The organism is Jannaschia helgolandensis (assembly GCF_900109285.1).
GTDB classification, from domain to species: domain Bacteria; phylum Pseudomonadota; class Alphaproteobacteria; order Rhodobacterales; family Rhodobacteraceae; genus Jannaschia; species Jannaschia helgolandensis.
Window position 1 is genome coordinate 75,604 of sequence record NZ_FNZQ01000002.1, and the last position, 26,497, is coordinate 102,100.

General features: G+C 61.8%; 23 protein-coding genes and 2 tRNA genes. 6 read left to right on the forward strand and 19 right to left on the reverse strand.

All coding sequences use genetic code 11. From position 1 onward, the window contains the following. Window positions 1–63: 63 nt before the first annotated feature. The 9 genes from BMY38_RS07390 to rplU all read right to left on the reverse strand — a co-directional run bounded on the left by BMY38_RS07390 (window position 64) and on the right by rplU (window position 7,731). Window positions 64–1,239 carry a trans-sulfuration enzyme family protein gene (locus BMY38_RS07390; RefSeq protein ID WP_092761440.1) on the reverse strand — a complete coding sequence of 392 codons (1,176 nt, stop codon included), beginning with the start codon at window positions 1,237–1,239 and terminating at the stop codon, window positions 64–66. Window positions 1,240–1,263: 24 nt separating this feature from the next. Next, window positions 1,264–2,523: a glutamate-5-semialdehyde dehydrogenase gene (locus BMY38_RS07395; RefSeq protein WP_092761442.1), complete on the reverse strand. Its 1,260-nt coding sequence runs from the start codon at window positions 2,521–2,523 to the stop codon at window positions 1,264–1,266. 12 nt (window positions 2,524–2,535) lie between these two features. Beyond that, a complete protein-coding gene (proB, locus tag BMY38_RS07400) occupies window positions 2,536–3,642 on the reverse strand; it encodes a glutamate 5-kinase (RefSeq protein WP_092761989.1) in 1,107 nt (368 codons plus the stop codon). Then, the gene (gene obgE, locus BMY38_RS07405) at window positions 3,639–4,679 is read right to left on the reverse strand and encodes a GTPase ObgE (protein WP_092761444.1); all 1,041 of its coding nucleotides are present in this window, start codon (window positions 4,677–4,679) and stop codon (window positions 3,639–3,641) included. The genes proB and obgE overlap by 4 nt, the downstream gene beginning before the upstream one ends. Before the next feature lie 70 nt (window positions 4,680–4,749). After that, the gene (locus BMY38_RS07410; RefSeq protein ID WP_092761446.1) at window positions 4,750–5,328 is read right to left on the reverse strand and encodes a GNAT family N-acetyltransferase; all 579 of its coding nucleotides are present in this window, start codon (window positions 5,326–5,328) and stop codon (window positions 4,750–4,752) included. Beyond that, a complete protein-coding gene (locus BMY38_RS07415; RefSeq protein WP_092761991.1) occupies window positions 5,328–5,927 on the reverse strand; it encodes a LysE family translocator in 600 nt (199 codons plus the stop codon). Before BMY38_RS07415 ends, BMY38_RS07410 begins: the two co-directional genes overlap by 1 nt. Then, window positions 5,924–6,493: a GNAT family N-acetyltransferase gene (locus BMY38_RS07420; protein ID WP_175495800.1), complete on the reverse strand. Its 570-nt coding sequence runs from the start codon at window positions 6,491–6,493 to the stop codon at window positions 5,924–5,926. Before BMY38_RS07420 ends, BMY38_RS07415 begins: the two co-directional genes overlap by 4 nt. A gap of 89 nt (window positions 6,494–6,582) precedes the next feature. Beyond that, complete coding sequence (gene rpmA / locus BMY38_RS07425; RefSeq protein ID WP_092761450.1) at window positions 6,583–6,852, reverse strand: 50S ribosomal protein L27; 270 nt, start codon at window positions 6,850–6,852, stop codon at window positions 6,583–6,585. A gap of 6 nt (window positions 6,853–6,858) precedes the next feature. Further along, on the reverse strand, window positions 6,859–7,731 hold the full coding sequence (rplU, locus tag BMY38_RS07430; protein WP_092761452.1) for a 50S ribosomal protein L21: 873 nt from the start codon (window positions 7,729–7,731) through the stop codon (window positions 6,859–6,861). Window positions 7,732–8,366: 635 nt separating this feature from the next. On the opposite strand from rplU, the gene BMY38_RS07435 reads away from it, so the two are divergent. Further along, a tRNA-Ser gene (locus tag BMY38_RS07435) sits at window positions 8,367–8,456 on the forward strand. A gap of 121 nt (window positions 8,457–8,577) precedes the next feature. Here BMY38_RS07435 and BMY38_RS07440 read toward each other — a convergent pair. Continuing rightward, the gene (locus BMY38_RS07440; protein WP_092761454.1) at window positions 8,578–9,069 is read right to left on the reverse strand and encodes a GNAT family N-acetyltransferase; all 492 of its coding nucleotides are present in this window, start codon (window positions 9,067–9,069) and stop codon (window positions 8,578–8,580) included. Window positions 9,070–9,072: 3 nt separating this feature from the next. Then, window positions 9,073–10,620 carry a helicase HerA-like domain-containing protein gene (locus tag BMY38_RS07445; protein WP_092761456.1) on the reverse strand — a complete coding sequence of 516 codons (1,548 nt, stop codon included), beginning with the start codon at window positions 10,618–10,620 and terminating at the stop codon, window positions 9,073–9,075. A 411-nt stretch (window positions 10,621–11,031) separates the two neighbouring features. Here BMY38_RS07445 and BMY38_RS07450 point away from each other — a divergent pair, with 411 nt between their 5' ends. Beyond that, window positions 11,032–11,673 carry an invasion associated locus B family protein gene (locus BMY38_RS07450; protein WP_245737542.1) on the forward strand — a complete coding sequence of 214 codons (642 nt, stop codon included), beginning with the start codon at window positions 11,032–11,034 and terminating at the stop codon, window positions 11,671–11,673. A 55-nt stretch (window positions 11,674–11,728) separates the two neighbouring features. Here BMY38_RS07450 and BMY38_RS07455 read toward each other — a convergent pair whose 3' ends face one another. From BMY38_RS07455 to lpxD, 3 genes are read right to left on the reverse strand one after another with little or no spacing between them, the layout of a single operon-like run. Beyond that, a complete protein-coding gene (locus BMY38_RS07455; protein ID WP_092761460.1) occupies window positions 11,729–12,937 on the reverse strand; it encodes a beta-ketoacyl-[acyl-carrier-protein] synthase family protein in 1,209 nt (402 codons plus the stop codon). Next, window positions 12,934–13,221, reverse strand: a complete 288-nt coding sequence (locus BMY38_RS07460) for an acyl carrier protein (RefSeq protein WP_092761463.1) — start codon at window positions 13,219–13,221, stop codon at window positions 12,934–12,936. Before BMY38_RS07460 ends, BMY38_RS07455 begins: the two co-directional genes overlap by 4 nt. Beyond that, window positions 13,205–14,311, reverse strand: a complete 1,107-nt coding sequence (lpxD, locus tag BMY38_RS07465) for a UDP-3-O-(3-hydroxymyristoyl)glucosamine N-acyltransferase (protein WP_092761465.1) — start codon at window positions 14,309–14,311, stop codon at window positions 13,205–13,207. Before lpxD ends, BMY38_RS07460 begins: the two co-directional genes overlap by 17 nt. A gap of 405 nt (window positions 14,312–14,716) precedes the next feature. On the opposite strand from lpxD, the gene mepK reads away from it, so the two are divergent. Next, the gene (gene mepK / locus BMY38_RS07470; RefSeq protein WP_092761467.1) at window positions 14,717–15,274 is read left to right on the forward strand and encodes a peptidoglycan L,D-endopeptidase MepK; all 558 of its coding nucleotides are present in this window, start codon (window positions 14,717–14,719) and stop codon (window positions 15,272–15,274) included. A 477-nt stretch (window positions 15,275–15,751) separates the two neighbouring features. On the opposite strand, the gene BMY38_RS07475 is transcribed toward mepK, so the two are convergent. From BMY38_RS07475 to ypfJ, 5 genes are all read right to left on the reverse strand, one after another. After that, on the reverse strand, window positions 15,752–16,816 hold the full coding sequence (locus BMY38_RS07475; RefSeq protein WP_092761993.1) for an ABC transporter ATP-binding protein: 1,065 nt from the start codon (window positions 16,814–16,816) through the stop codon (window positions 15,752–15,754). Between the two features lie 61 nt (window positions 16,817–16,877). After that, window positions 16,878–17,309, reverse strand: a complete 432-nt coding sequence (locus tag BMY38_RS07480; protein WP_092761469.1) for a hypothetical protein — start codon at window positions 17,307–17,309, stop codon at window positions 16,878–16,880. Window positions 17,310–17,449: 140 nt separating this feature from the next. Then, window positions 17,450–20,626, reverse strand: coding sequence for a Hint domain-containing protein (locus tag BMY38_RS07485; protein WP_139204676.1), 3,177 nt, complete (start codon window positions 20,624–20,626; stop codon window positions 17,450–17,452). A gap of 821 nt (window positions 20,627–21,447) precedes the next feature. After that, window positions 21,448–21,532 (reverse strand) — tRNA-Leu (locus tag BMY38_RS07490). Window positions 21,533–21,590: 58 nt separating this feature from the next. Then, window positions 21,591–22,454, reverse strand: coding sequence for a KPN_02809 family neutral zinc metallopeptidase (ypfJ, locus tag BMY38_RS07495; protein WP_092761470.1), 864 nt, complete (start codon window positions 22,452–22,454; stop codon window positions 21,591–21,593). Window positions 22,455–22,523: 69 nt separating this feature from the next. Here ypfJ and BMY38_RS07500 point away from each other — a divergent pair, with 69 nt between their 5' ends. The 3 genes from BMY38_RS07500 (at window position 22,524) to gyrA (ending at window position 26,424) form a co-directional block, all read left to right on the forward strand. Beyond that, on the forward strand, window positions 22,524–23,102 hold the full coding sequence (locus BMY38_RS07500) for a YqaA family protein (protein ID WP_092761472.1): 579 nt from the start codon (window positions 22,524–22,526) through the stop codon (window positions 23,100–23,102). After that, a complete protein-coding gene (locus BMY38_RS07505) occupies window positions 23,099–23,554 on the forward strand; it encodes a disulfide bond formation protein B (protein ID WP_175495801.1) in 456 nt (151 codons plus the stop codon). The genes BMY38_RS07500 and BMY38_RS07505 overlap by 4 nt, the downstream gene beginning before the upstream one ends. A 101-nt stretch (window positions 23,555–23,655) precedes the next feature. Next, window positions 23,656–26,424: a DNA gyrase subunit A gene (gene gyrA, locus BMY38_RS07510; protein WP_092761475.1), complete on the forward strand. Its 2,769-nt coding sequence runs from the start codon at window positions 23,656–23,658 to the stop codon at window positions 26,422–26,424. The last annotated feature ends 73 nt before the right edge of the window (window positions 26,425–26,497 follow it).

Consider the following 26,497-nt stretch of genomic DNA (forward strand, 5'->3'; position numbering starts at 1 on the left):
GTCACAGTGTTACTCGGACCCGGCCAAACCTGGCCGGAATCTAATTCCCCGGTAAACCGCGGCTTAGCGCGCGGCATCCAGTGCGACGGTGAAGTCGTGCTGCAACAACTCCAACGGCTCGCAGCCGATGGAAACACGAAAGAACCCTTCCGTAATGCCGAGCGCGGCACGGCCTTCGGGCGTCAGGCCACGATGACTGCTGGACGCCGGATGCGACAGCGTCGTGCCAACATCGCCCAATGTCGGCGCGAAGGCGAGGTTCGGGGCGGCCTTGGTCAGCGCATTGGCCTGCGCCCGCCCGCCCTTCAGCCGGAAACTGACCATATTGCCCCACTGTCCGTCCAGCAGCGCGCCCGCCCGATTGTGGTCGGGATGATCGGACCTGCCCGGATAAAGCACCGTCTCGACCGCGTCATGATCCGCGAAAAGCTGCGCCATCGCGGCGGCGTTGGCCTGCGCCCGTTCGAACCGCATGTCAAACGTATACAGGCCCCGCTCCGCCATCCAGCAATCCCAGGGACTTGGCGTCAGACCCAGTGTGACGTTGGTGTCGTAGATCGCCTTGCGGTGGTCCGGATCACGCGCCAGCACATATCCCAGCGTGACGTCCGAATGCCCTGCCAGAAGCTTGGTCACCGAATGGATCACGACATCCGCGCCGCGTGCATAGGCCGGAAAACCGTAGGGCGTGGTAAAGGTGTTGTCGATGACTAGGATCAGACCGCGGTCCTTGGCCAGCCGTTCAATTCCCTCCATGTCGGCGATCCGCAGGGTGGGATTCGACACTACTTCGACCAGCATCAACCTGGTCGCAGGCGTGATCGCCGCCTCCATCGCCGGGACATCGGTGGGGTCAACTAGCGTCGAGGTTATGCCCCATCGCGGCAGATCCTGCGTCATCATCCGCAGGCTGCGCCCATAAAGCTGATTGCCGCCGACGATATGATCGCCTGCTGACAGCAGGCCCAGAAGCGTGGCGGTCACAGCGGACATGCCGGAGCCGGTTATGATGCCGCCTTCCCCGCCCTCCAGACGGTCGATCATCCCGGCCAGAACGTCGGCGTTCGGGTGACCCTCGCGCCCATAGGTGTATCCCTTGGCACGCCCCTCGTATTGATCGTCCAGCGCGTCGGGGCTGGGCGAGGAATAGACGACCGAGGGCTGTAACGGAGTGACGACCGCGCGGCTGACGCTACTTGGAAAGACCGTCCGGCGGACGAGGTTCGGGCGTTTCGACATGAACTTCGCCTTATATACTACTGATTATGAACGGATCGCACCGTTTCCGGAAACGAGGTATTTGAAGCTGGTCAATTGTTCGGCCCCGACCGGCCCACGTGCATGCATCTTGCCGGTGGCGATGCCGATTTCAGCGCCCATCCCGAACTCTCCGCCGTCGGCGAACTGGGTCGACGAGTTGTGCATAAGGATCGCCGAGTCCAGTCGCTCGAAAAAGCGGGCCACCGGGGCGGCATCTTCGGCGATTATGCAATCGGTATGATTGCTGCCGTGTTGGCGAATGTGTGCGATAGCATCGTCAACATTTTCAACAACTTTTGCGGCAATCTTCATGTCAAGATATTCGGTTCCCCAATCGTCGTCCGTCGCCGCGACACTGCCCTGCAACCCCTCGCCTGCATGAACCTCGACGCCTTCGCGCATCAGGTCGGCGATGATGTCTGCACCCAGTGTGCCGGCCACGTCACGGTGGATCAGCAGGCATTCTGCGGCGCCGCAGATGCCGGTGCGGCGGGTCTTGGCGTTCAGGATGATCTTGCGCGCCATGTCCGCATCGGCAGAGGCGTCGACGTAGATATGAACGATGCCTTCCAGATGGGCGAAGACCGGCACCCGCGCTTCGCGGCTGACCAACCCGACCAGACCCTTGCCGCCGCGCGGGACGATGATGTCGATATGGTCGGTTGCGGTCAGCATGGCGCTGACGGCGGCGCGGTCGCGGGTCGGGATCAACTGGATCGCAGCCTCCGGCAGGCCCGCGGTCCGAAGCCCCACTACCATCGCGGCATGGATCGCGCGGCTGGAATGAAAACTCTCGGAGCCGCCGCGCAGGATGACGGCGTTCCCGGCCTTCAGGCACAGCGCCCCGGCATCGGCGGTGACGTTGGGACGGCTTTCGTAGATCACGCCGACAACACCCAGCGGCGTCGCGATGCGGCGGATGTGCAACCCGTTGGGCCGGTCCCATTCCGCCAGTATGCGCCCCACTGGATCGGGCTGTTCGGCAATGGAACGCAGGCTGTCGATGATGTCGCGGATGCGGTCTTCGTCTAGCGTCAGACGATCCATCATTGCGTCGGTCAGGCCCTTCTGACGGCCATAGGCCAGATCCTTGGCGTTCGCGGCCAGCACGTCGCCCCGGCGTGCCCAGAGCGCTTCGGCGGCGCCGATCAGGGCCGCATGCTTGCGTTCGGCCGAGGCACAAGCGAGTTCGGCGGCAGCCGCGCGGGCTGCTTCGCCGATCCCCTGCATCAGGGCGGGAATATCTTCGGTCAGATCTTTCATCGGAGCACTCCGTCAGAGAGCCATGTCGTCGCGGTGGATCAGCGCCGCCCGTCCCGGATAGCCCAGCGTTCCGGCGATGTCACTGGACCGAAGGCCCTTGATCATCCGCGCTTCGTCAGCGGTGTAGCGGATCAGACCCTGCCCGATCTTGCGCCCGTCGGGTCCTTCGATGGTTACCGGATCGCCGCGCCCGAACGCACCGCCGACATAGCTGACACCCGCAGGCAACAGCGATTTGCCGTCGGCCAGGGCATTCGCCGCACCATTGTCGATTGCCACGGTCCCGCGCGTCTTCATCGACGCGATCCAACGCTTTCGTGCGGCACGCGGATCGTCCCGGGCCAGAAACCATGTCGCCCTGGCACCCGCGGCCAATGCTGAAAGCGGACGGTCACCGCCCCGCGTTATGACCAGCGCGCAACCTGCTTCGGTCGCGGTACGGGCGGCCATGATCTTGGTGATCATGCCGCCCTTCGACAGGCCCGACACCCCCTCGCCCGCCATGGCGGCGATATCGTCGGTGATCGTCTCCACCACTGACAGATGTTTAGCATCTGGATCGATATTCGGATTCGAAGTATAAAGCCCGTCGACGTCCGACAGCAGGACGCAGACGTCCGCACCGGCCATCGCCGCGACCTGCGCGGCCAGACGGTCATTGTCGCCGAAGCGTATCTCGTCAGTGGCGATAGTATCGTTTTCATTGACGATTGGCACGACGCCGAGGTTGAGAAGCGTCTCGAAGGTCGCACGCATATTGAGATAACGGCGGCGGTTTTCGCTGTCGTCGAGTGTCAGCAGGATCTGGGCCGAGGGGGCCAGCACCTCGTCATAGGCAGCGATCAGGCACAACTGGCCGACGGCGGCGGCGGCCTGCGATTCCTCCAGCGACAAGGGCGGCGTCAGACCCAGGACTCGGCGGCCAAGGGCGATCGAACCGGACGATACCAGGATCACCTGCACGCCCGCCTGCTGCAATTCGACCACATCTGCGGCCAGACCGGCCAGCCACGGCGAGCGGACCGCGCCCGTCTCGGCATCCACCAGAAGGGCCGAGCCGATCTTGACGACGACCCGTCGCGCGTCGCGCAGCGCGACGGCCCCGTTGCCGGATGTCAGACCGGTGACCACGGGGCGTCCGAGATGCTGTCATCCGGCTCCGATGCGGGCGCGCGTCCGATCAGGATCCGCAGGGCGCGCAACACGTCTGTCACGCCGTCGCCCGACACGCCGGACATGGTCATGACCTCGCTTCCGATGGCTTCCGACAGGGCAGCGCGCTTTTCTTCCAGCTGGTCGTCGGGGATGGCATCGGTCTTGTTCAGGACCGTCAGGCGCGGCTTGTCGACAAGGTCTTCGCCATACATCTCAAGCTCGGTGATGATGGTCTGATAGTCCTCGACCACATTATCGGTGGTGCCGTCGACCAGATGCAGCAGCGCGCCGGACCGCTCAACGTGGCCCAGAAAACGGTCGCCCAGGCCCCGGCCTTCATGCGCACCCGCGATCAGGCCGGGAATATCCGCGACAACGAATTCGATCCCGTCGACCGCCACGATACCAAGGTTCGGAACCAACGTGGTGAAAGGATAGTCAGCAATCTTGGGCCGCGCGTTCGAGGTCGCAGCTAGAAACGTCGACTTGCCCGCGTTGGGCAGGCCCAGAAGGCCCACGTCCGCAATCAGCTTCAGCCGCAACCAGATTTCCCGCTCCACACCTTCCTGTCCCGGATTGGCGCGGCGGGGCGCCTGGTTGGTCGAGGATTTGAAGTGCAGGTTGCCGAAGCCGCCGTTGCCGCCCTTGGCCAGCACGATGCGCTGATCGGGTTGGTCCATGTCGGCGATGACGGTTTCCTGATCGGCGTCGAGGATTTCCGTGCCGACGGGAACATACAGGACGATGCTGTCGCCATCCTTGCCGGTGCGCTGTTTGCCCATGCCGCCCTGCCCCGACTTGGCGAAGAAGTGCTGCTGGTAGCGGAAGTCGATCAGGGTGTTCAGACCCTCGACCGTTTCGACGATGACATCGCCGCCGCGCCCGCCGTTACCGCCATCGGGGCCGCCGTATTCGATGTATTTCTCGCGCCGGAAGGATACCGCACCCGCGCCCCCGCCACCGGAGCGGATATATACGCGTGCAAGGTCGAGGAACTTCATGAGACTGGTATCCGCTGGGCGATCAGACCCGTCCGATAGACGCCTTTGCCCAGAGGCTCAAGCGATGGGGTCACACCTTGCTGGCGGGCATCTGCCGAATATAGGTCCAGGTCGGAACGACGGCGTTGCGCGCGACGCAAAACGTCTCGGCGTCACCGATGTAGTCGAACCCGGCGTTGGTCAGAACACGGGCCGAGGCCGGGTTGTCCTGAAAGATCGTTCCGAAAATCTGTCTGGCATTCATCGGGTTCGCTTCGATCAGCGCGGTCACAGCCTCGGATGCAAGGCCGGTGTTCCAAACGGCAGGTCCAACCCAGTAACCGATTTCCCACTGGTCGCGGTCCATTCGCTTAAGGCTTACGACCCCGACAATTTCATCAAGCCCGGCGGCGGTCGCGTCCATCGCCCAGACGGTATCCTCTCCTTCGCCCGCCATGACACGGGTGACGAAGGCATCGGTTGCACCCGGCGGCAGGGGGTGCGGAATCGACGGTGTGTTCAACGCTACGCGCTTGTCGCCCGCATAGAGGTCGATGAGACCCATGTCGCTGCGCCGCAGGGGTCGCAGCGTCAGGCGACTGGTGGTCAGTATGGCCTGGTCACCGGTTTCGACACGATCGACGCGCAGGGGCGCACGTTGCGGGGTCATTACGTTCCTCCTCCGAACAATACGAACAAAACACTAACTACGGTAAGGGTGGCGAGGGTCCACATCAGGTAACGTTCCCCGGTGGTGCCGCGAAGGTGATGAGCGACCAGGCTGCCGCCCCAGGTCCAGAGCGGGTGCAACACAACCTGTGTCGCCAGAAGGATCGCGGCGATGGTCGCCGTCGCCTGCAAAGCGGGCGTGCCGGGAACGGTGAAGGCGGTGAACCCGCCGGTGATCATCGCCCAGGCCTTTGGGTTGAGGGGGTGAACAATCAGCCCGGCAAGAAAACCCGGTGCCTTTGCCGCGCCCCTATGTTCCAGGCGCATGTGTGCAACGCGCCAGGCCAACCAGACGATATAGGCAGCGGAGATCCATTTCAGCGTCTCGAATGCCCAGGGCGCGCGGTCGGCCAATTCCATCAGACCGAAGCCGACAGGCCAGATGACAAGCTGCTTGCCAAGTGCAACGCCCGCCACGAAGGGCAGCGCCGCGCGCAAACCGTGGGCCGCACCCGTGGTCATCAACGCCATGTTCGCCGGGCCGGGTGTGCCGACCTGACTGATGGCGAAGGCCACGAAGGGAAGGACTGCAACGCTCAATCCGGCACCCATTCGGAGGCCAGAAGTCCCATCATCACATCGTCGCGCCAGCCGTCGGCGGTGCGCGCCGACTGGCGCTCGCGTCCTTCGGTGACGAAACCCAGTTTGGCATAGCACCGGATCGCCCGTTCATTGGTGTCGAGAACCCGCAGCGACAACCGGTTCAGACCCATGCCATCGAAGGCCTGTTCAATCACGAGACGCAATGCTTCGGTCCCGTATCCCTGCCCCAGATGCGCTGCATCCAGCAGGCCGATGGCAAGGTTTGCCCGACGGTCAGCCATGACGTGGCTATGCAGACGCACTGTTCCGATCAGATCGCCGCCCAGGGTGATCATCCACGCCAGCGCCGCCTGTTGCTCCGCCAGCCATGCTTGGCATGCCGTTTCGGTCAACGACGGCACGGTCGCAGAATCCATGCCGTAGGCCTGCAAGACCTCCGATGAGTGGCCCAGGGCCAGCCGCCTCGCCGCATCACCGGATTGTGGCGCACGCAGAACGATGCGCGGTCCCGTCAGGGTCGGCACATGCGGCTGATCGGCAGCATGGGGGATGCGGTTGATCATCGGAACCTCGCGGTCAGATGGGGGCATGAACGACGAAGGGGACCGGCTTGTCGCCGATCCCCTTGAAAAGGTGAACCTGAAGGTTCGGCTTACTCGGCTGCCTCCGCCACGGGAAGGACGCTGATATAGGTGCGGCCCTTGAAGCCCTTGCGGAACGTCACGGCGCCGTCGGTCGTAGCAAAGATCGTATGATCCCGACCAAGGCCCACGCCTTCGCCCGGCCACCATTTGGTGCCGCGCTGACGCACGATGATGTTGCCTGCGATGGCCGCCTGGCCACCGAAAAGTTTCACGCCCAGACGACGACCCGCAGAATCGCGGCCGTTGCGGGAGGAGCCACCGGCTTTCTTGTGTGCCATCTGTCCTTACTCCTGTTCTGCGGCGAACTTGGTCGCCTGATCGATCCAATCGTCGCGCTCGATGCGACCCTTGAACGACAGCTTGTCATCCATGTATTCGATTTCGGCCGGTCCCCAAGCGGAGATCTGGTCGAAGTGGAATACACCATTCTCGTGCAGCAGGCCTTCCAGCTTGGGACCCACGCCAGAGATCTTCTTCAGATCGTCGGCCTTGTCCCCGCGCGCCTTCTTCAGCAGGTTGCCGGGCTTGCTTCCGACCGAGGCTTCGGCTGCATCGGCCTTCTTTGCAGCAGCCTTCTTGGGAGCCGCGGCCTGCTTCGTGTCGGCCGCGTTCTTGGCGACGACAGCACCGGCAGCAACGGCGGCACCAGCGGCGACAGCCGCACCGGTGGCCACAGCCACCTTGGTTGCGGTCGAAACACCGTCATCCGACTTTTTGCCAGCGACCGACTTGTTGCCAGACTTCGACGTCTTGGGCTTGTTCGACGCGGGCTTGGCGGCGGCCTTGTCTGCGGCCGACAGTGACCCGGTGCCCGTCGCAACCTTGACGCCCGACTTGTCACCACCCGAGGCCAAGATCGACGTGATCCGCAGCAACGTCAGCTTCTGGCGGTGGCCCTTGGTGCGCTGCGACGAATGTTTCCGGCGGCGCTTGACGAAATGGATCAGCTTTTCGCCCTTGATCTGATCGATCACGTCGGCCTGAACGGCGGCTCCGGCGATCAGGGGCGCGCCGACGGTGACCTTGTCTCCGCCGAGCATCAGCACATCGTTGAACTGGATCGTATCACCGGCTTCTGCAGCCAGACGCTCCACGCGAAGCACGTCGCCTTCGGCGACCCGGTACTGCTTCCCACCGGTTTTCAGAACGGCAAACATCCGCTCTCTCCTTGCTATGTATCCGCGTCCTGCGGTCCCCCTTTCGGGGCGTTCCGGCCGACACCCATCGGATGCCAGACCACCTCGGACAGCGCGTCCCAAGGGGACAGGCGTAAAAATCAATTGGCCGCAAGAATCCTTACGGCCACGACGGGGCTATTTCACGCGGTCCCATGCCTGTCAAGGCAAGGCCGGGCTTGAGCGGGGCCGAAAGTATCAGCGGGTCAGAATACCACTTGTGCCATGAACCAGGCTGCCGCAACGCTCTGCCCGCAGGGTATCATTCCGAATGCCACATCGGCCCAACGGATCATGGCGGCATTATAAAAGCGGTCATCGGGGCCGCGCGGGCACCGACCTGATCCCTCGCAGGGTTTGGCCCGGATAGCGCCTGCGCCGAGGCCTCGGTGCTCCCGGTCGATCGGTTCGGTCAACGGACCCTACAGGGCCCCAGAGTGCTGAACACTGACAGTTCCTTTCATGCCACGCCCCTCCCGCATCAAGCCCATCGCGTGTGAGCACCGGTACAAGGGAGTGAGAGTCGCATAACCCGGCGCAGGGTTAAGATACAAAATGAGGCCTGATCCTCTTGCGGCAGTCGCGCCTCTTGCCTAAAGACGCGCCACCACCCGTGCGGAGAGGTGCCGGAGTGGTCGAACGGGACGGTTTCGAAAACCGTTGTGGATTAACGTCTACCCAGGGTTCGAATCCCTGTCTCTCCGCCACCAACACCTGTAAGTAATTGTTTTTAAATAACTTGTAGGGTGGCACGGAATTCTTCCCCCTAAAACTTCCCCGTTGCAGCTACGTTCTTTGGGTGGCTGTGGCGTCGTCTAGACACTTCTCTCACCGTACGCGGCTGCGCCGTTCCAGAAAAATGACATCACGCCATTGCCCCGCCACAGGCCCGTGCGTCATCCGTCCCAACCCGCGACGCGTGCCCAGAACGTCGAATCCCACATGGCGATGCAAGGCCAGACTGGCATGATTTTCAGGGAAAATCTGCGCCACAAGGGTCCACCAGCCCGCCGCTTCACTGTCGGCGACAAGACGCGACAACAATGCTTTTCCCAGTCCCCGCCCGACAGCCTGGGCGGCGACATATGTGCTGACTTCGCCGACCCCCGCATAGGTATCTCGGGTCGAGGTTGGGGCAACCGCGGACCAGCCCAGAATGGTCCCGTGCTCTTCGGCCACCAGGGCAAGTGCATACGCGTCGTGGAACGCGTCCCAATCAACCGGCTCAGCTCGGAAGGACGCGTGCCCGGTGGTCAGCCCTTCGGCATGGATCGCCGTGATCTGCATCGCATCGGCGGGCCGCGGCGGGCGCAGGATCATATCCTAGCGTCCCCGGAACAGACCGCCAAGTACGCCCCGCACGATCGACCGCCCGGCGCGCGTGCCCAGCGACCGGGCAAAGGACTTGGCAAAGGCCTCGCCGACACTGTCGCCCCGCCGCGTCCGCTTCGACGTCGACCGGCTGACACCGCCACCGCTATAGCGCCGGCCGGCCTTGTATTCGCGCACCGCCGCCTCGGCCTGTTCCTCCTCCGCCTCGGACTGCTCAGCGGCCTTTGCGGCGGCGTCCGCCCGTTTCGCCAAGACTTCGAAGGCGCTTTCGCGATCGACCTCAGTTTCGTATTTTCCGGCAAGGCCCGATGACTGCACCACGTCCTTGCGCTGCGCATCCGTGATCGGCCCCAGTTGCGAAGCGGGCGGACGGATCAACGTCCGCTCGGCCACACCGGGGATGCCCTTGCGTTCCAGGAGCGATGTGACCGCCTCGCCCACACCGACCTCGCGGATCGCATCTTCGATATCGAAACGCGGGTTTTCGCGGTAATTCTGCGCCGCCTGCCGCAGGGCCTTCCTGTCCTTGGCTGTGAACGCGCGCAGGGCGTGCTGGATGCGGTTGCCAAGCTGGCCCAGAATATCCTCTGGAATGTCCTCGGGGTTCTGGGTCACGAAATAGACCCCTACGCCCTTGGATCGGATCAGACGCGCAACCTGTTCCACTTTATCTATCAGGGCTTTGGGCGCATCATCGAACAGTAGGTGCGCCTCGTCGAAGAAGAACACCAGCTTGGGTTTGTCCGGGTCGCCGATCTCGGGCAATTGTTCGAACAATTCGGAAAGCAGCCACATCAGAAACGTCGCATAGAGCCGTGGTGAAGCCATCAGTTTGTCGGCGGCCAACACGTTAACCATTCCGCGCCCGTCTTCCGTCAACCTGAACAGGTCGTCCAGATCGAGCGCCGGTTCCCCGAACAGCAACGCACCGCCCTGCGTCTCGAGTGTCAGAAGCGCCCGCTGGATCGCCCCGACCGAGGCGCTGGCCACATTGCCATATCGCGTCGACAGCATCTTGCGGTTCTCGGCCACCCAGACAAGCAATGATTGCAGATCCTTCAGATCAAGCAGGGCCAGGCCTTCCTCATCAGCGACACGGAAGGCAATGTTCAACACACCTTCCTGGGCGTCGGACAACTCCATCAGACGGGCCAGCAGAAGGGGACCCATCTCGGACACGGTGGTGCGGACCGGGTGGCCGGATTCGCCCCACAGATCCCAGAAGGTGACGGGCGCTGAAGCATAGGTCAGGTCCAGCCCGATTTTATCCGCGCGTTCGGTGAAGGCGTCGTGCAGCTTGTGCCCATCGGACCCGGCCCACGCCAGTCCGGACAGATCGCCTTTGACGTCCGACAGGAACACCGGCACGCCCGCGTCCGAGAACCCCTGCGCCAGGATTTGCAGCGTCACAGTCTTGCCAGTTCCGGTCGCGCCCGCGATCAACCCATGCCGGTTCGCATAGTCCAGCCGCAGGTTCTGCGCCGTGGCATAGGCATCTCCGCCCCCCCCTGCGAATATCACATCCTTGTCGTTCGCCATATGTTCACCCCATCTTAACCTTACCCTGACATAACAGTCCCGAGCTGCGACGCACAGGGTCGCGTCCCGGCTCACCTCCCTGTCGAACTGGCCGCGCTGTCCTTGGATGGCGCGGTCCTTTTCTTATCCGGCACGGGGTCATAACCCAGCCGCAAATACACAGTACTGTGAAATATGTCGTTGACGGGTTGCAGAACGCTGCTTAGGGTCCGCCATATCAAGTCGGCCAGTCCGACGGGGAGAGAAAAAATAAAATGAAAAAGGGTCTGTTCACAGACCCTTTTTCTTTGCCTCGCTGGAAGTTGGCCCGGCGGCGGCTTTTGATCGCCGGAAGTCGTCGAAGCCCCCTGCACCTTTGCGGTGGCGCATGCTAAGTCAGCTTCGGAAATGACCTCACGAGGAGAGTTGAACGTGACCATAGCACTGATCCGCCCGCATTCCGCACTCGTTGCCGCGCTGGCCCTTGCCCTTACCTTCGCATCGCCCGCTTCTGCCCAGGATGCCGCAGGTGACACAGCCGACGAGACGCCGGCGCCGACGTCTCCGGGTGGAGATCTGACCACCGGCCAGAGCGTTGGTCAGGCCCTTGGCGGCGGACCCGAAATATATGTGCGCGAAGAGCATGGCGACTGGGAAATCCGCTGCCTGAAAGCGCCCGAAGGACAGGACGACCCTTGCCAGCTGTATCAGCGTCTGGCCGATCAGCAGGGCAACCCGACGGCCGACGTGAACTTCTTCGATCTGCCCGATGGCAACGAGATCGTCGCCGGGGCCACGGTGCTGACACCGCTGCAGACGCTGTTGACGGCGCAGGTCACGATGACCGTCGATGGCGGCCAGCCGCGCCGCTATCCCTACAGCTTCTGCGACACCACGGGTTGCTACAGCAGGATGGGCTTCACCGCCGAAGATATCGCCGCCTTCAAACGCGGTGCCAAGGCCACGCTTATTGTCGTCCCTGCCCTGGCGCCTGACCAGCGGGCCGAACTGACGATGTCACTGATTGGATTCACTGCCGGTATGGCGGCAATCGAAGTGGCGAACGACAACTGACCCGTTCCGAATCCAATTCCTGAAAGGGCGTCCTTCGGGGCGCCCTTTTCGTCGATCAGACAGCGCGCAGCGCCAGCACCGCATTCATGCCGCCAAATGCAAAGGCATTCGACAGGCTGGCCCGCACCACTGCCTCCCGTGCCGTGTTCGGCACGATGTCCAGCGCGCATTCCGGATCGGGTTCCCGCCAGTTCGCCGTGGGCGGGATCACCCCGTCGCGCAGCGCCATGATACAGGCCAGAAGTTCGATCGCCCCTGTCGCGCCGATGCAATGGCCGTGCATCGACTTGGTGGAACTGATGGCGAGACGGTCCGCATGGGGGCCGAATACATGGGCGACAGCGGCGCTTTCAGTCTTGTCGTTTGCTGCCGTGCCTGTGCCGTGCGCGTTGATATACCCGATGTCCGACGGGGTCATGCTCGCGTCGCGCAACGCCCCCGCCATCGCCCGCTCGGCACCCTGACGGGAGGGCATGACAATGTCCGACGCGTCGGACGTCATCGCCACACCCGCGACTTCAGCCAGAATTTCCGCGCCCCGCGCCCGCGCCCGTTCGTATTCTTCCAGAACGAAGATCCCCGCCCCCTCGCCCTGGACCATGCCTGACCGGGTGGCGCAAAACGGGCGGCAGGTATCACGCGACATTACGCGCAGACCTTCCCACGCCTTGACCCCGCCGAAGCAAAGCATCGCCTCGGCCCCGCCGGTCACCATGACGTCGGCCATGCCGGAACGGACGAACTGGAATGCCTGCCCGATGGCATGGTTCGAAGAGGCGCAGGCCGTCGCCACGGTAAAGGACGGACCTTTGAGGTTGTATTCCATCGACAGATGCGCGGCGGCGGCGTTGTTCATCAGCTTGGGCACGACGAAGGGGTGGACGCGGTTCTTACCCTCTTCGTAGACGACGCGGTAATTCTCATCCTGGGTGTTCAGACCACCGCCGGACGTGCCGAGAATGACACCGGACCGCGCCGCAAGCTCGCCCGAAAACGCAAGCCCCGACTGTGCCAGCGCCTGTCCCGCTGCCAGCAAAGCGAATTGCGTGTACCGGTCGAACAGCGCGATCTGCTGGCGATTGAAATGCGCACTCTCATCATAGTCCCTGACCTGCGCGCCGATGCGGATGGTCAGGCGGTCGGCATCGCGGATATCGAGGTCACCAATTGCGCAATGACCCTCACGCATGGCGGCCATGGTCGACGCCACATCGATGCCCAAAGCGTTGATGGTGCCCGCGCCAGTGATGACGACCCGCCTCATGAGGGGTCGGTCACCCCGCGTTGCTCGCACACCAGACGGGTCACCGCCTCCACGATCGCGCCCACGGAGGAGACGTCGAAGTCGGACTTGGCAGGTTCGTTGGCATTGAACGGAACCTGGATGTCGAACGCCTCCTCGATGGCGAAAATGGCTTCGACCAACCCCATGGAATCAACGCCCAGATCGGCCGGAACCGAGGCGTCGCTGACGTCCGTCGTGTCGATCATCGCCTGATCCGCCACGATTTCATGGACGCGCGCCCGGATGTCATGTTTTGTCGTCATTCCCGTCCCCTAGCCCCTTTTTCATGACAATTGCACGAAGGCTGGCCAGTTGTTCCAATGCGCGCGGCAAACGGCGCAGGGCACGATACATCGCCATGTTCGTTTCCATCTTCACCGCAGGAGAGCCCATGACGACTTCGCCGTCGCGGACACGCGAATAGATGTCGCTGCCCCCCCCCGCGACCACGTCGTTGCCGATCGTGATGTTGTCGTTGACCCCCACCTTGCCCGCCAGTACCACCCGGTTGCCGATCGTCGTGCCACCCGCAATGCCGACGTGACCGCACAGCAGGCAATCTTCTCCGATCCGGTTGTTGTGGCCGATCTGGACATGGTTATCGATCTTGGTACCGCGTCCGATGGTGGTATCCGCTACCGTTCCCTTGTCGATGGCAGAGTTTGCGCCGACCTCGACATCGTCGCCGATGGTCACCGATCCCAAGGAATGGATGCGGATCCAGCGCTGTTCGCTTATATCGCCCTGATCTCCGAGCGTCTTTCGGGCGCGCTCGACCCCCGACTCCTCGGGCGTGACAAAACTGAAACCGTCACCGCCGATCACGGCATTGGGCTGTGCGATGAACCGGTCGCCGATGTTTACCCGCGATCCGATGCGGACACCTGACATCAACAACACGTCGTCGCCGATCAACGCGTCTTCCGCGATGGTGACATGCGCCGCGATGCGGGCCCGTGCACCGATGCGGACACCCGCACCGATGACAGCGAGAGGCCCGATGGCCGCACCCTCGCCGATGATCGCATCTTTTTCAACAATGGCAGAGGGATGCACGCCGATGTTCATGCGTGGTCCACTATCCAGCGCGGCGGTGACCCCAGCCATCGCCAGCCGGGCGCGTGGCACCAGAATAGCTCCGCGCAGGCCGAAACTTTCCCAATCCGCGCCATCCCACAGGATCGCGGCTCGGGCCTGACCGGCGTTCAACGCATCGGCGTAGTCAGGTGACATCGCAAGGGCAAGATCGTCCGGTCCGGCCACAGCGGGTTCTGCGGCACGATGCAGGGTCAGCGATCCATCCCCGAGAACCGGCTGGCCCAGAACTTCGGCGATGTGTGCAAGCGTGAACATGGCGGTCCTCCTGGGGTGGCGTGCCCCTTTCGACGCCGATCTAACCCTGCAACGCGCCCAATTCCACCCCGGCCTCGCGCCGCGCAGTCAGCTCGCTGCATGCGCAGGGATCGTCCGGATAATTAATGCAGTCAGGATTTTCCGGGTTCATTCATTATTTCCAAAGAAAGTGCTTGTAGGCAGGTTGGCAACAGGACTCGAAAAGGTTCCATCCCGATCATCGATGGGCGAAATTCTGCTTATTGGCTGTGCAGGTGTCATCAGAAGTGGAGAATCGAAAAAATTATGCCACACCGACGAGGTCACATGGGGATGAGACACCTGAGGCCGCAAAGACGGTCCAAGACAGTGAATGGGGCAATTATCGTGAATGAACACACCTCAACGGGCGTGCAGGCATCTTCGATGCCGATTTCTTTAACCAGACGCGGACTTCTCGGCGCTTTTGCTGCGACTGCGGTCGCTGCTGCGCCAACATATTCCAAAGCTGCAGGGTTTCTGCGTGGCGGCGGCGACATCCGATCCATTAAAATGCACAACGCCCGTACCGGCGAAAGCATGGAGACGATCTATTGGGTCGAGGGCGATTATGTCCGCGATGCCCTTGCTGAAATCAGCTTTTTCTTCCGCGACTGGCGCCGGAATGAGGTCAAGCCGATCGACAACCGCGCCGTCGATATCATCTCCGCGACCCATCGTCTGGTCGATACGCGTGAACCGTTCCTTCTTCTGTCGGGCTATCGCTCGCCCGCGACGAACGCGATGCTGCGATCGCGGTCCAGCGGTGTCGCGCGCAACTCTCTTCACCTGAAGTGCCAGGCTGCAGATATCCGTCTGTCTTCGCGGTCCGTCAATCAGGTTTCGCGTGCGGCCGCATCCATCTCCGCGGGCGGTGTGGGAAAATATTCACGGTCGAACTTCACGCATGTTGATTGCGGCTCCGTCCGCAATTGGGGTGCCTGACAGCTTCTCCGATTTTCTTCTGCTAAACGATCAGCCGCCCTGTTGCCCCGGGGCGGCTTTCTCGGGTTATATGTGTCAGGTCCCGTCCTTGTGGGCAGGATTTCCCAAAAACATATGATCCGTGGTTCATTATGCTCCATGTTTTGGCGGACCGCGACGTGACGGCATGGCACGGGCGGTCACATATCTCACCTCAATTTGGCTGCGACGTGCTGCACCTTCAGATCGGGCAATCAGTCTTCTGCGAACTGCGGTCGCGCGATACCCGGCAAATTCGGACACTTCAGACGGGTCGTTGAAGCGTTCGAGGAACTGGCCACCGCATATACCGTAGTGCTGGCACGCATATCCGTCGGGCCATGAACGCGAGATTACGAAGTAACGCTCCAGCGCAGGATACTTTGCCATTTGGAGGCGGCTGCCGGGACGAATTCAGATGAAGCCCTGACAGGTTAAAAGGTCCCGATCTTAATCCAGTTATGGAAACACGAAACAGCGATCCCGTCGAATCGACAGCCACATCACCGTTCCAGGCTTCGGCAGGAACACAGCGGGCACCGTGGCCGTGACGCGGCTGGTCGCGTCGTCCATCAGAAATTCCACCAGGCTTTCTTTGCCCATGAATCTTGCGCGCAGAACCGTTCCGCGCGCGGGCGCCCCCTCCGCAGGAGTCGGCGACGGTCCCTTGCCCGCCCGGTCGAAATCGATGCGCACATGCTGGGGCCGGAACACGATGTCGACGGCAGTCCCATCCGGCAGACCGGGGGCCAGGAACTGACCAAATGGCGTATCCGTCAATGCCCCGTAAACTTCGCCAGATAGAACATTGATATCGCTGAAAAATGCCGCTGCTTCCCGATCAATGGGAGCATTGTAGATATTATAGGGCGCGGCCTGTTGCACGATCCGCCCGTCCCGCATCAGCGCGATTTCATCGGCCATCCGCATGGCTTCGTCCGGCTCGTGCGTGACCAGAAGAACGGCGGTCCCTTCCTCCTTCAGGACGGACAGGGTCGCGTCCCGAATCTCATCGCGCAGACGATTGTCGAGCCCCGAGAAAGGCTCATCCATAAGCATGATCTTCGGTCGCGGTGCCAGCGCGCGGGCAAGGGCCACACGCTGTTGCTCGCCACCTGACAGCTCGTGCGGATGCTTGTCTTCATACCCGACCAGATCAATGCGGGTCAGCAATTCGGCGATCCGGGCGGCCGACACCGCATCGCGTGGCAAACCGAACCCGATGTTGCGGGCGACTGAAAGATGCGGGAACAGGGCGAAGTCCTGGAACATCAGACCCACGCCCCGCGCCTCGGGCGGAACATGAGTGCGGGCATCGGCCACGATCTCGCCGTTCAACCGGACCGTTCCGGCATCCTGCCGGTCGACTCCCGCGATAATCCGCAATGTCGTCGACTTGCCACAGCCCGAGGGGCCCAGAAGACAGGTCACCTGCCCTGCCGGAACCGACAGAGAAATACCATCGACGACGTTGCGCCCACCCAGGTGGCGGACCAGTCCTTCGGTCTGCAGGCGTGGCGTCATCGAATACCCGAGCATTAAAGTCAGGCGTGCCTAACAGCCGAATTGCAAGGGGTAAAGCGGATCAGAGAACCTCGCCGACCTGCTTTTCCTGCCGGGTATAAAGATAAATCAGGAAGCTGAGCAGTATGACAAGACCCATCGTCACCCAGGGCATGACGCCACCGCCGACCAGCGCGATGATCGTGGGGTTTGCAAAAAACGCTGCCCAGACCGCCAGCACGACAAGCGTCAGAAACGCGAACGCCGTCATCCACACTGCCGGACGCAGATGTGCCAACAGACACAGTGACCCGATCAGGGCCAGCGTGACATGCGCCCCCCAGACACCCTGGACCCAGGCCGGCACCCCGGCGAGCCAGTTGATCTGCTCGGGCGGATACATATCCAGCCACCCCATTCGGAGTCCGTAGGACACCATCACGTATTCTGCCAGGGAGACGAGTCCGTATCCCAGCGAGATCAATCCCATGACGTAGAAATGCCAGCGCTGCATGTCGCCTCCGCGCGTTACCTCAGAAGGGCGACTTATCACGAAAACCGACCGCTACAAACGGTTACGGGGCCCGCAGTTCAGCGCGCCCCGCTCCGTCGAAATGGCCACCTCCATTCAGGGCGCGGCCAATCAGGATGACATCATTTAAGTAGCAGTTCCGCTTCCTGACGCTTGAGCATCCGTCGCGCGGCGGAATATCCCTCGCGGCCTTCCCGTTCGCGCAACTCGGGGAAGATCGCGAATATCTCCTCGCGCTGCGCCTTGCCCAGACCTTTGAGGGAGTGATCACCGGGCTGGAAACTTTCGGTCCAGGCCCCGTCAGACAGGATGACCTCGTGATTGTCGAACATGACGTGGATATAGGTAACGTCCACCGCATCCATCCGTTCGACGCCGGGGCGTCCGACCAGATGCTTGGCCGCAACCAGAACTTCGCGCTCATCAAAGTAGAGCATGGTTTCGTCATTCGCGATCAGGACGCGGTGCTGCGGCGACACGATCATATCCCGTTCGGGCAACCCATGACCCAACGCGCCTTTTCGGACCAGAACGGCACGCAACGCGCTGTTTTCGCTCAGCTCGGTAGCAGCGATTTTACGCTTTCCGTTCCAACGGATCACCTGGATGCCATTGTCGCGGGTGATAACCCTGTCGCCGACCTCCAGTGATTCCACAGGAACTTCGCCCTGCGGCGTGGCGATCAGGGTGCCCGGCGTGAAACAGGGAACGACCGCCTCGATGTCTTCGAACTGCGCGGTCGTGTCATCGCGGAAGGTGATGATGCCGTCTTCGCGGTCGTCGGAGGTATAGGTGATGAAGGCCACGTCCGATCCGGTCAGGTCCAGAGTGTCGAAATCATCACTGCCCGAACCGCCGTCGATCATGTCGCCGGTGGTTGCGCCAAGGATCAAATCGCGATCGTCGCCAGCGGCGATCATGTCGGCGCCGTCATCACCCGAGATGGTGTCCGCACCGTCTCCGCCCTTGATCCAGTCTACGCCGTCGCCGCCGGTGATTAGGTCATCACCATCGCCGCCACCGATCTCGTCGTCACCCTTGCCGCCGAAGATGCTGTCATCACCGTCTTCGCCCTTGATGGTGTCATTGCCACCGGCACCCTGAATGGTGTCGTTGCCGCGGCCCCCAAGGATCGAATCTTCGTTGGCGCTGCCTGAAATGGTATCATCGCCCTTGCCGCCGTCGATGGTATCGTTGCCACCGCCGCCCGAGATGGTGTCGTTGCCGTATCCGCCGGTAATGAAGTCGTTGCCGGTACCGCCCATGATATCGTCGTTACCATCACCGCCATCGAGCGTATCGGTCCCGTCACCGCCGCGAATGGTGTCATCGTCATCGCCACCGGCAATGCTATCGTCACCTTTGCCACCAAGGATCTTGTCATTTCCCTTGCCGCCATCGATCGTATCGGTTCCGCCCGCGCCCTGTATGGTGTCGTTACCATAGCCGCCGGTGATCAAATCGTCGTTGGCGCTGCCCGAGATGCTGTCATCACCCTTACCACCGTCGATCACGTCGTCGCCGCCGCCACCTGAAATAGTGTCGTTTCCATCGCCGCCATTGAGCGTATCCTGGCCATCTTTCCCGTCGATCTTGTCGGCACCGGCACCACCATCGACCAGATCGTCGCCGTTTCCGGCATCTACGACATCGTCGCCCTCGCCCGCATCGACTTCGTCGTTGCCTTCACCGGCAAGGATCGTGTCATTACCAGCACCCGCAACGATGATGTCGTCGTCGCCCACTTCGCCATCCAGCAGCGCATCGTTGTTGTCGACGAAATCGCCATCAGGATCACCGTCGTAACCATCGTCGATCTTGTCGTCGCCTGACGTGCCTTCGACGATGCCGTCACGTGTATCGACCGCGCCGATGACGTTCTCGATATTGATGAACCTGGCGGTCTCGCCCGTCCGCGTACCATCGTCATCCAGGAAGAAGATCGTACCGTTCTCGGCATTGTCGGCATCGTATTCGACCGCGGCATTCGCACCGGTCAGGTCCAGCGTGTCGAAATCGTCACCGCCTTCGCCGCCGTCGATCATGTCGCCCGAGGTGACATTGACGAAATCATCGCGATCATCGCCACCCGACAGCGTATCGGCGCCGTCGGCACCCGATATCGTATCGTTTCCGGCACCGCCTTCGACCAGATCGTCGCCCTTGCCGCCGCGGATGGAATCATCTCCCGCGCCGCCGTCCACCGTATCGTTGCCGCCGGAGCCAGACAGAATGTCGTCGCCCGCGCCACCGAACATCAGGTCGTCATTGGCGCTGCCCGAAACCGAGTCGTCGCCCGCGCCGCCGTCCAGCGTATCGTCACCACCGTTACCGCGCAGGGTATCGTTGCCGTCACCGCCCAGAATGGAATCGTTGTCGCGACCACCGTCGATCAGGTCATCACCTTCGCCACCGTCGATCGTGTCCTGACCGTTGCCGCCCGAGATGGTGTCGTTTCCGGCTCCACCTTTCAGCACATCGTCACCTTCGCCACCGTCGATGCTGTCATTGCCAGCGTCGCCGAAGATCGTGTCGTTGCCCTCGCCGCCCTCGAGCGTGTCGTCGCCGCCTTCGCCGAACAGACGGTCATTGCCCGCCTCGCCGCGCACGATATCGTCGCCGACGCCCGCGTAGACGGTATCATTGCCCGCACCGGCCAGAACCAGATCCTCGTCACCCGTGGTGCCTTCGACTCCCAGGGCGTCGTTATTGTCGATCCGGTCGCCCTGTGCATCGATATAGGCCAGGTCGATCAGCTCGCCCGCCTCAGTACCGTTGACGATACCGTCGGGCTGCATCTGAGGAGTGAACTTCAGGTTGTCGACTGCGCCGGACCCGGCCAGCTCAATCGTCATGTATTTCGCGCCGGGCGTGTCGATCTGAACGTCCTTCTGACCATTGTTGGCAGTCTTGACGCTGATCTTCTTCAGAAACTTGCCATCTTCGTCATAGAGCCTGATCCAGGCACCTTCTTCAACGTCGAGCAGCGTGATCGAGTCGACGGTAACTTCATTGTCAAAGGTGAACAGGAACTTGCCACCGCAAGCATTGTCGTCCGGGTCGCTGCTGTCGCGATCTTCCGACAGGATCAGAACCTTGCCCAGGTTATCAGTCTTCAGGTCCCAGTCGCCGCCGCTCGGCTTGGACGAATCGAAGATCATCGCCGGGTTCTTCGTGTCCATCGACCCGTCGTTGTTGATGCTGCCGATCGTAACGCCCTGGCTGGAATACTGGCCGTCTATGATCGTCCCGGCACTTTGATCGTTGAAATCAATGAGGGTTTGACTGGTAATGGTCATGGCAGTGACTCCTTAATACCGCGACATGGCGCGCAGGTCGCGCAGCAGATCGGCAGAGATAAAATGAAAACGGACCGAGGCAATCCGGGTGACGGCACCTTCTTGGCGCTTGCAGTTCGGCGACGTCATCATGACGGCATCTCCACCCGGTCCAGTTGCGACTTTCCCGAAGGTGAGGAGATGGGCGGACCATAGATTGCGGACGCACCTGAAGGCACTTTCCCGACAGTCAGCCGCTATAAAAATGCAGAAGGGTCGGCAGACCCGCGCGCAGCCCAAAAGGCATGCGCCCGCACATTACAGGCGGCATCCATACGGATGCTCACAAGTGCGGCCGCCCCCGTGGCCAGCAGACATCACCCCCCAAAGGGCGTGCTTCCGGTGTAGCAACTGACTGCTATCGAGGAAAGCGAAATGTGGCGCAATTTAGGTTACTTGGCCACAATTGCGTCATGTCGGGGAACGTCGCGACCGGAAATGTCCGAAAAATTCTCGAATCACGTTTCCGTAGCAGAAACAATAAGATGTGGCTCTTCGTTGCAATCACCCTTTCATCGCAGGGCGATCAGCCAATGCTGCCCTTCCTGAGTGATGTAGGCCGCAGCTTATGGCACCCATGCCGACCGGCCAGCCACATTCGCATCGTTGACGATCTGGCATCGAAATATGGCAGGATTTGGATTGGCTAAAGATGGTCTGTTTCTTTCACGGCAACCACAATTGTGACAAATTTCCTGACATCCGAAGTATTCGGAGTGTCTGATCCCCCGAAGCTTCGATCGACCCGGCGGATGCCGGTGTCGATCGGGGATGCTGTTGCCTGGTACCCGTGGCCGGACTCGAACCGGCAAGCCTCGCGGCGGCGGATTTTGAATCCGCTGCGTCTACCAATTCCGCCACACGGGCCGATCAGGGACAGCGCGCGAAGCCCTAGCGGGCCATCCGCGTCTCGTCAATCGTCGCGCTAGAGGCTCTGCGCCGAAAACGTATCGCAGGCCTCCATGCGACCCTCCTCATAGCCTATGGCGAACCAGCCCGCCCGCTGCTCGGACGTTCCATGCGTAAAGGTGTGCGGCATCGGCACCTTGCCCTGACTGCGCTGAAGCCGGTCGTCGCCGATTTGTCGGGCGGCATTGACCGCTTCTTCGATATCACCGCGCTCCAGACTGTTGAAACGTGCCTGCGCCTCGCGGGCCCAAATGCCTGAATAGCAATCTGCCTGAAGCTCCACCCGGACAGAAATGGCGTTCGACTGCTGCTCCGACGATTGAGCCCTGATCCGGTTCGCCTGTCCCAGAATGCCCAATTCATTCTGAACGTGATGCGAAACCTCGTGGGCGATCACATAGGCGGCGGCAAAATCGCCCCCCGCGCCCAATTGCTGATCCAGTGTCGTGAAGAACGACGTGTCCAGATACGCCTTGCGGTCCGCCGGGCAATAGAATGGCCCCGTCGCGCCCGAGGCCCCGCCGCAGGGACTTTGCGTCACACCCGAAAACAACACCAGCGTGGGCGCATCGTAATTCGTGCCGACCTGCGTGCGGAACAGGTCCGCCCAGACTTCCTCGGTATCGGCCAGCACGACGGACACGAATTCCGCCTCGCGCTGTTCGGCCTCCGAGATGGGACGCGATTGCGTGACCGATGACTGTGTGCCGCCGCCCTGCAAGAACGGTGAGACGTCGATCCCGAAATACCAGCCAATCAGCACGACAGCTATCAGGCCCAGGCCCCCGGCCCCGCCGGTCATGCCCACGCGGCCACCCCTGCTGCGCCGCCCACGGCGGTCCTCGATGTTGCGGCTTCCCCGTCGTCCCTGCCAGCGCATCGCCGCCCTCCGTTTTCTTCCTGTCAATCGCACTTGACCCTGCGACGGTTCCATGGGACCGGCAAGCCCATGATCCGAAGCCTGTATGACTGGACCCTTTCCTGGGCTGCACACCCGAGGGCCTTGTGGGTTCTTGCTCTGGTCAGTTTCGTCGAAAGCTCGGTCTTCCCGATCCCGCCGGATATCCTGCTGATACCTATGATCATCGCCGCACCGTCACGGGCCTGGCTGATCGCTGGCGTCTGCACGGTGGCGAGCGTCCTGGGCGGGATGCTGGGATATGCCATCGGGTTCTACGCCTTCGACGCCTTGGGCGAACCGATCCTCCGCGCCCTGGGCAAGGCCGACAGTTTCGATGTCTTCCGCACCAGGTATAATGACTGGGGCGCCTGGGCTGTGCTGATCGCGGGGGTCACGCCCTTCCCCTATAAGGTCATTACCATATTGTCTGGTGCGACGCAGCTATCCTTGCCGGTCTTCATCGTCGCCAGCATCGTCGCACGGGGGCTGCGGTTCTTTCTGGTGGCTGCTTTGCTGTGGAAATTCGGTGCGCCGATCCGCACATTCATTGAACGCCGGCTTGGCCTGGTATTCACCGTTTTCATGGTCTTGCTGGTGGGCGCAGTCTATCTGATGAAATTCATATGAAACGCCTGATTGCGCTTGCCACCTCGGGCCATATCACGCTGCTGGGTGGCGCATTTCTGTTTCAGCTTGCGGGATATGCCCCCTGTGCGATGTGCATCTGGCAGCGTTGGCCACACGCGGCTGCGATCGTGTCAGGACTGATCGCCCTGAGCGGCGTCATCCCGCGGACAATGGCGGTCCTGGCCGCACTGGCGGCCCTGACCACAAGTGCCATCGGGTTTTTCCACGCGGGCGTCGAACAGGGCTGGTGGCCCGGACCCAGCAGTTGCACCGGCAACGGCGATGGGTTGTCGTCGCTTTCGGGTGCAGACCTTCTGTCGACCGACGTGTCCGACACAATCATCATGTGCGATGATATCGTCTGGCAACTGGGCCTGACGATGGCAGGCTGGAACGGCGTATTTTCCCTGGTACTGGCGGTGGTCTGGATCATGGCGGCGCGGCGCGCCTGAACTTTCGGCACTTCGAGAGGTTCAGGGCGTTGAGCCTATATCCGGGGGGTGCTAGAAGAACCTTCAACCATATCTAGATCCGATCCGAGGCCGAGAATCGCATGAACGACGAGCCGGAAATGCCTGAAAACGAAGACGAAACTCCCAAGCGCGTTGTCATGCACCACGATGGGCCGCAGGTTTCGATCATCGACGAGATGCGAACCTCGTTCCTCGACTACGCCATGTCGGTCATCATTTCGCGCGCGATCCCCGATCTGCGCGACGGTCTGAAGCCGGTTCACCGCCGCATTCTCTATGCGATGCACGAGACAAACAACACGCACGACAAGTCCTATCGCAAGTCGGCGCGCCCCGTCGGCGACGTCATGGGCAAGTATCACCCGCACGGCGATTCCGCGATTTACGAGGCGCTGGTGCGAATGGCGCAGGACTTCTCGATGTCGCTTCCTCTGCTTGATGGTCAGGGCAACTTCGGCTCGATGGACGGCGATAACGCGGCCGCCATGCGCTATACCGAAGTGCGGATGGACAAGCCTGCCGCATACCTTCTGGCTGACATCGAAAAAGACACCGTCGACATGGTACCGAATTACGATGGCAAGGATATGGAGCCGTCGGTCCTGCCCGCCCGCTTTCCCAACATGCTGGTCAATGGCGCGGGCGGCATCGCCGTCGGCATGGCGACGAATATCCCGCCGCACAATCTGGGCGAAGTCATCGACGCCTGTCTTGCGCTGATCGAAAACCCGGACCTGACGTCCGAAGACCTGATCGAATACGTTCCCGGTCCCGACTTTCCGACCGGCGGCATCATTCTGGGCCGCACCGGTATCCGGAAGGCATATCTGGAGGGGCGCGGCTCCGTCGTGATGCGCGCCAAGACCCGTATCGAGGAAATCCGTAAGGATCGTTTTGCCATCGTGCTCGACGAAATTCCTTATCAGGTGAACAAGGCCACGATGATCGAAAAGATCGCTGAGGCCGCCAAGGACAGGCGCATCGAGGGTATCGCCCACGTGCAGGACGAATCCGACCGTGTGGGCGTCCGCGTCGTGGTCGAATTGAAGCGTGACGCCACCGCGGAAGTCGTCCTGAACCAGTTGTTCCGCTTCACACCGATGCAGACCAGTTTCGCCTGTAATATGCTGGCGTTGAACGGTGGACGGCCCGAGCAGCTGACCCTGCGGGCATTTCTGACGTCTTTCCTGTCGTTCCGCGAGGATGTCATTGCCCGGCGCACGGCCTATGAATTGCGCAAGGCCCGCGAACGCAGCCATATCCTCTGCGGTCTGGCCGTCGCCGTCAGCAACGTGGACGAAGTCGTCCGCACCATCCGCGCCAGCCAGGACGCCGCCGAAGCGCGCGAAAAGCTGATGACCCGCGCCTGGCCCGCCGAGGAAATCGCCCCGTTCATTCGCCTCATCGACGACCCGACCCATACGTTGAATGACGACGGCACATACAACCTGTCGGAGATTCAGGCCCGCGCCATTCTGGAACTTCGCCTGCAACGCCTGACGCAACTGGGCGTCAAGGAAGTTACGGACGAGCTGGAAGAGCTTGCGGGCAAGATCAAGGAGTACCTCGAAATCCTCGGATCTCGCGCGCGCATCCTCGACATTATCTCGACCGAGCTGCGCGAAGTGCGCGAGTTGTTTGCCGTCCCCCGCCGCACCGAAATCACCGAATGGTCCGGTGACATGGACGACGAGGATCTGATCGAACGCGAGGATATGGTCGTGACCATCACCTCGTCCGGTTATGCCAAGCGCACACCGCTGGTCGAATTCCGTGCCCAGAAGCGGGGCGGCAAGGGCACCGCCGGCATGGCCACCAAGGAAGAGGATGTCGTCACCACCCTGTTCGTGGCCAACACCCATACGCCGCTTCTTTTCTTCACGACAGACGGGATGGTCTACAAACTCAAGACCTGGCGCCTGCCGCAGGGTGGACGCACCTCCAAGGGCAAGGCGCTGGTCAACCTTTTGCCGATCCAGATTGGTACCGGCATCGCCGCCATCATGCCTGTCGACCGCGAAGAAGAGGACTGGGGCGATTTGCAGGTGGTCTTCTGCACCGACCGCGGCACGGTACGGCGCAACAAACTCTCGGATTTCGCCAACGTCATGCGTAACGGCAAGATTGCCATGAAGTTCGAGGGCGAAAGCGCGGGATGGTCGCTGATCAACGCGCGCATCGCGTCGCACGACGATGACGTGATGCTGGTGACGCGGTTCGGTCGCGCGATCCGATTCCCGGCGACCGACGTGCGGGTCTTCAACTCGCGCGCCTCGACCGGTGTGCGCGGTATCAGGATCGGTAAGGACGACGCCGTCGTGTCAATGGCCGTGATCCGCCACTTCGATGCGACGTCCGACGAACGCACGGCCTACCTGAAAATGCGCCGCGCGGTGGCCGGGTTGGCCGACGATGCGGAATTGCCCGACGACGAGGAGGCAAATGCCAATGCCACCATCGACCCCGAGCGCTATGCCGAGATGTCGGCGCATGAAGATTTGATCCTGACCATCACTGAAAACGGCGCTGGCAAGCTGTCGTCATCGCACGATTATCCCGTTCGGGGCCGCGGTGGCATGGGCGTCGGGGCACAGGACAAGGTGGCGCGCGGCGGCCCGATCGTTGCCGCGTTCCCTGTCGAGATGGACGACCAGATCATGCTTGCCACATCGACCGGTCAGTCGATCCGCTGCCCGGTCGACGGCATCAGTTTCCGCTCGCGCAGCGCCGGCGGCGTCAAGGTCTTTGATACCAAAGGCTCGGAAAAAGTGGTCTCGGTCGCGCGCGTCGCTGACAGTTCGGACGACGATGTGTCGGAAGATGGGACCAACGTCACAGATATGGAGTGAACCATATACGGCAACTTTGCATGACATAATCGCAAATCCGCCGTCGCAGGCGTGACAGTCCCTCCAATCTCGT

Excerpts from the sequence above, each read along its gene's own strand:
- BMY38_RS07395 (WP_092761442.1), bottom strand. The coding sequence starts at position 2,523 with ATGAAAGATCTGACCGAAGATATTCCCGCCCTGATGCAGGGGATCGGC.
- BMY38_RS07485 (WP_139204676.1), bottom strand. The coding sequence starts at position 20,626 with ATGACCATTACCAGTCAAACCCTCATTGATTTCAACGATCAAAGTGCC.
- BMY38_RS07500 (WP_092761472.1), top strand. The coding sequence starts at position 22,524 with ATGATCCGAAGCCTGTATGACTGGACCCTTTCCTGGGCTGCACACCCG.
- gyrA (WP_092761475.1), top strand. The coding sequence starts at position 23,656 with ATGAACGACGAGCCGGAAATGCCTGAAAACGAAGACGAAACTCCCAAG.
- BMY38_RS07475 (WP_092761993.1), bottom strand. The coding sequence starts at position 16,816 with ATGACGCCACGCCTGCAGACCGAAGGACTGGTCCGCCACCTGGGTGGG.
- BMY38_RS07420 (WP_175495800.1), bottom strand. The coding sequence starts at position 6,493 with ATGATCAACCGCATCCCCCATGCTGCCGATCAGCCGCATGTGCCGACC.
- BMY38_RS07480 (WP_092761469.1), bottom strand. The coding sequence starts at position 17,309 with ATGCAGCGCTGGCATTTCTACGTCATGGGATTGATCTCGCTGGGATAC.
- BMY38_RS07390 (WP_092761440.1), bottom strand. The coding sequence starts at position 1,239 with ATGTCGAAACGCCCGAACCTCGTCCGCCGGACGGTCTTTCCAAGTAGC.
- rplU (WP_092761452.1), bottom strand. The coding sequence starts at position 7,731 with ATGTTTGCCGTTCTGAAAACCGGTGGGAAGCAGTACCGGGTCGCCGAA.
- BMY38_RS07410 (WP_092761446.1), bottom strand. The coding sequence starts at position 5,328 with ATGACCCCGCAACGTGCGCCCCTGCGCGTCGATCGTGTCGAAACCGGT.
- rpmA (WP_092761450.1), bottom strand. The coding sequence starts at position 6,852 with ATGGCACACAAGAAAGCCGGTGGCTCCTCCCGCAACGGCCGCGATTCT.
- lpxD (WP_092761465.1), bottom strand. The coding sequence starts at position 14,311 with ATGTTCACGCTTGCACACATCGCCGAAGTTCTGGGCCAGCCGGTTCTC.
- BMY38_RS07460 (WP_092761463.1), bottom strand. The coding sequence starts at position 13,221 with ATGACGACAAAACATGACATCCGGGCGCGCGTCCATGAAATCGTGGCG.
- BMY38_RS07440 (WP_092761454.1), bottom strand. The coding sequence starts at position 9,069 with ATGATCCTGCGCCCGCCGCGGCCCGCCGATGCGATGCAGATCACGGCG.
- ypfJ (WP_092761470.1), bottom strand. The coding sequence starts at position 22,454 with ATGCGCTGGCAGGGACGACGGGGAAGCCGCAACATCGAGGACCGCCGT.
- BMY38_RS07505 (WP_175495801.1), top strand. The coding sequence starts at position 23,099 with ATGAAACGCCTGATTGCGCTTGCCACCTCGGGCCATATCACGCTGCTG.
- mepK (WP_092761467.1), top strand. The coding sequence starts at position 14,717 with ATGCCGATTTCTTTAACCAGACGCGGACTTCTCGGCGCTTTTGCTGCG.
- BMY38_RS07445 (WP_092761456.1), bottom strand. The coding sequence starts at position 10,620 with ATGGCGAACGACAAGGATGTGATATTCGCAGGGGGGGGCGGAGATGCC.
- obgE (WP_092761444.1), bottom strand. The coding sequence starts at position 4,679 with ATGAAGTTCCTCGACCTTGCACGCGTATATATCCGCTCCGGTGGCGGG.
- BMY38_RS07455 (WP_092761460.1), bottom strand. The coding sequence starts at position 12,937 with ATGAGGCGGGTCGTCATCACTGGCGCGGGCACCATCAACGCTTTGGGC.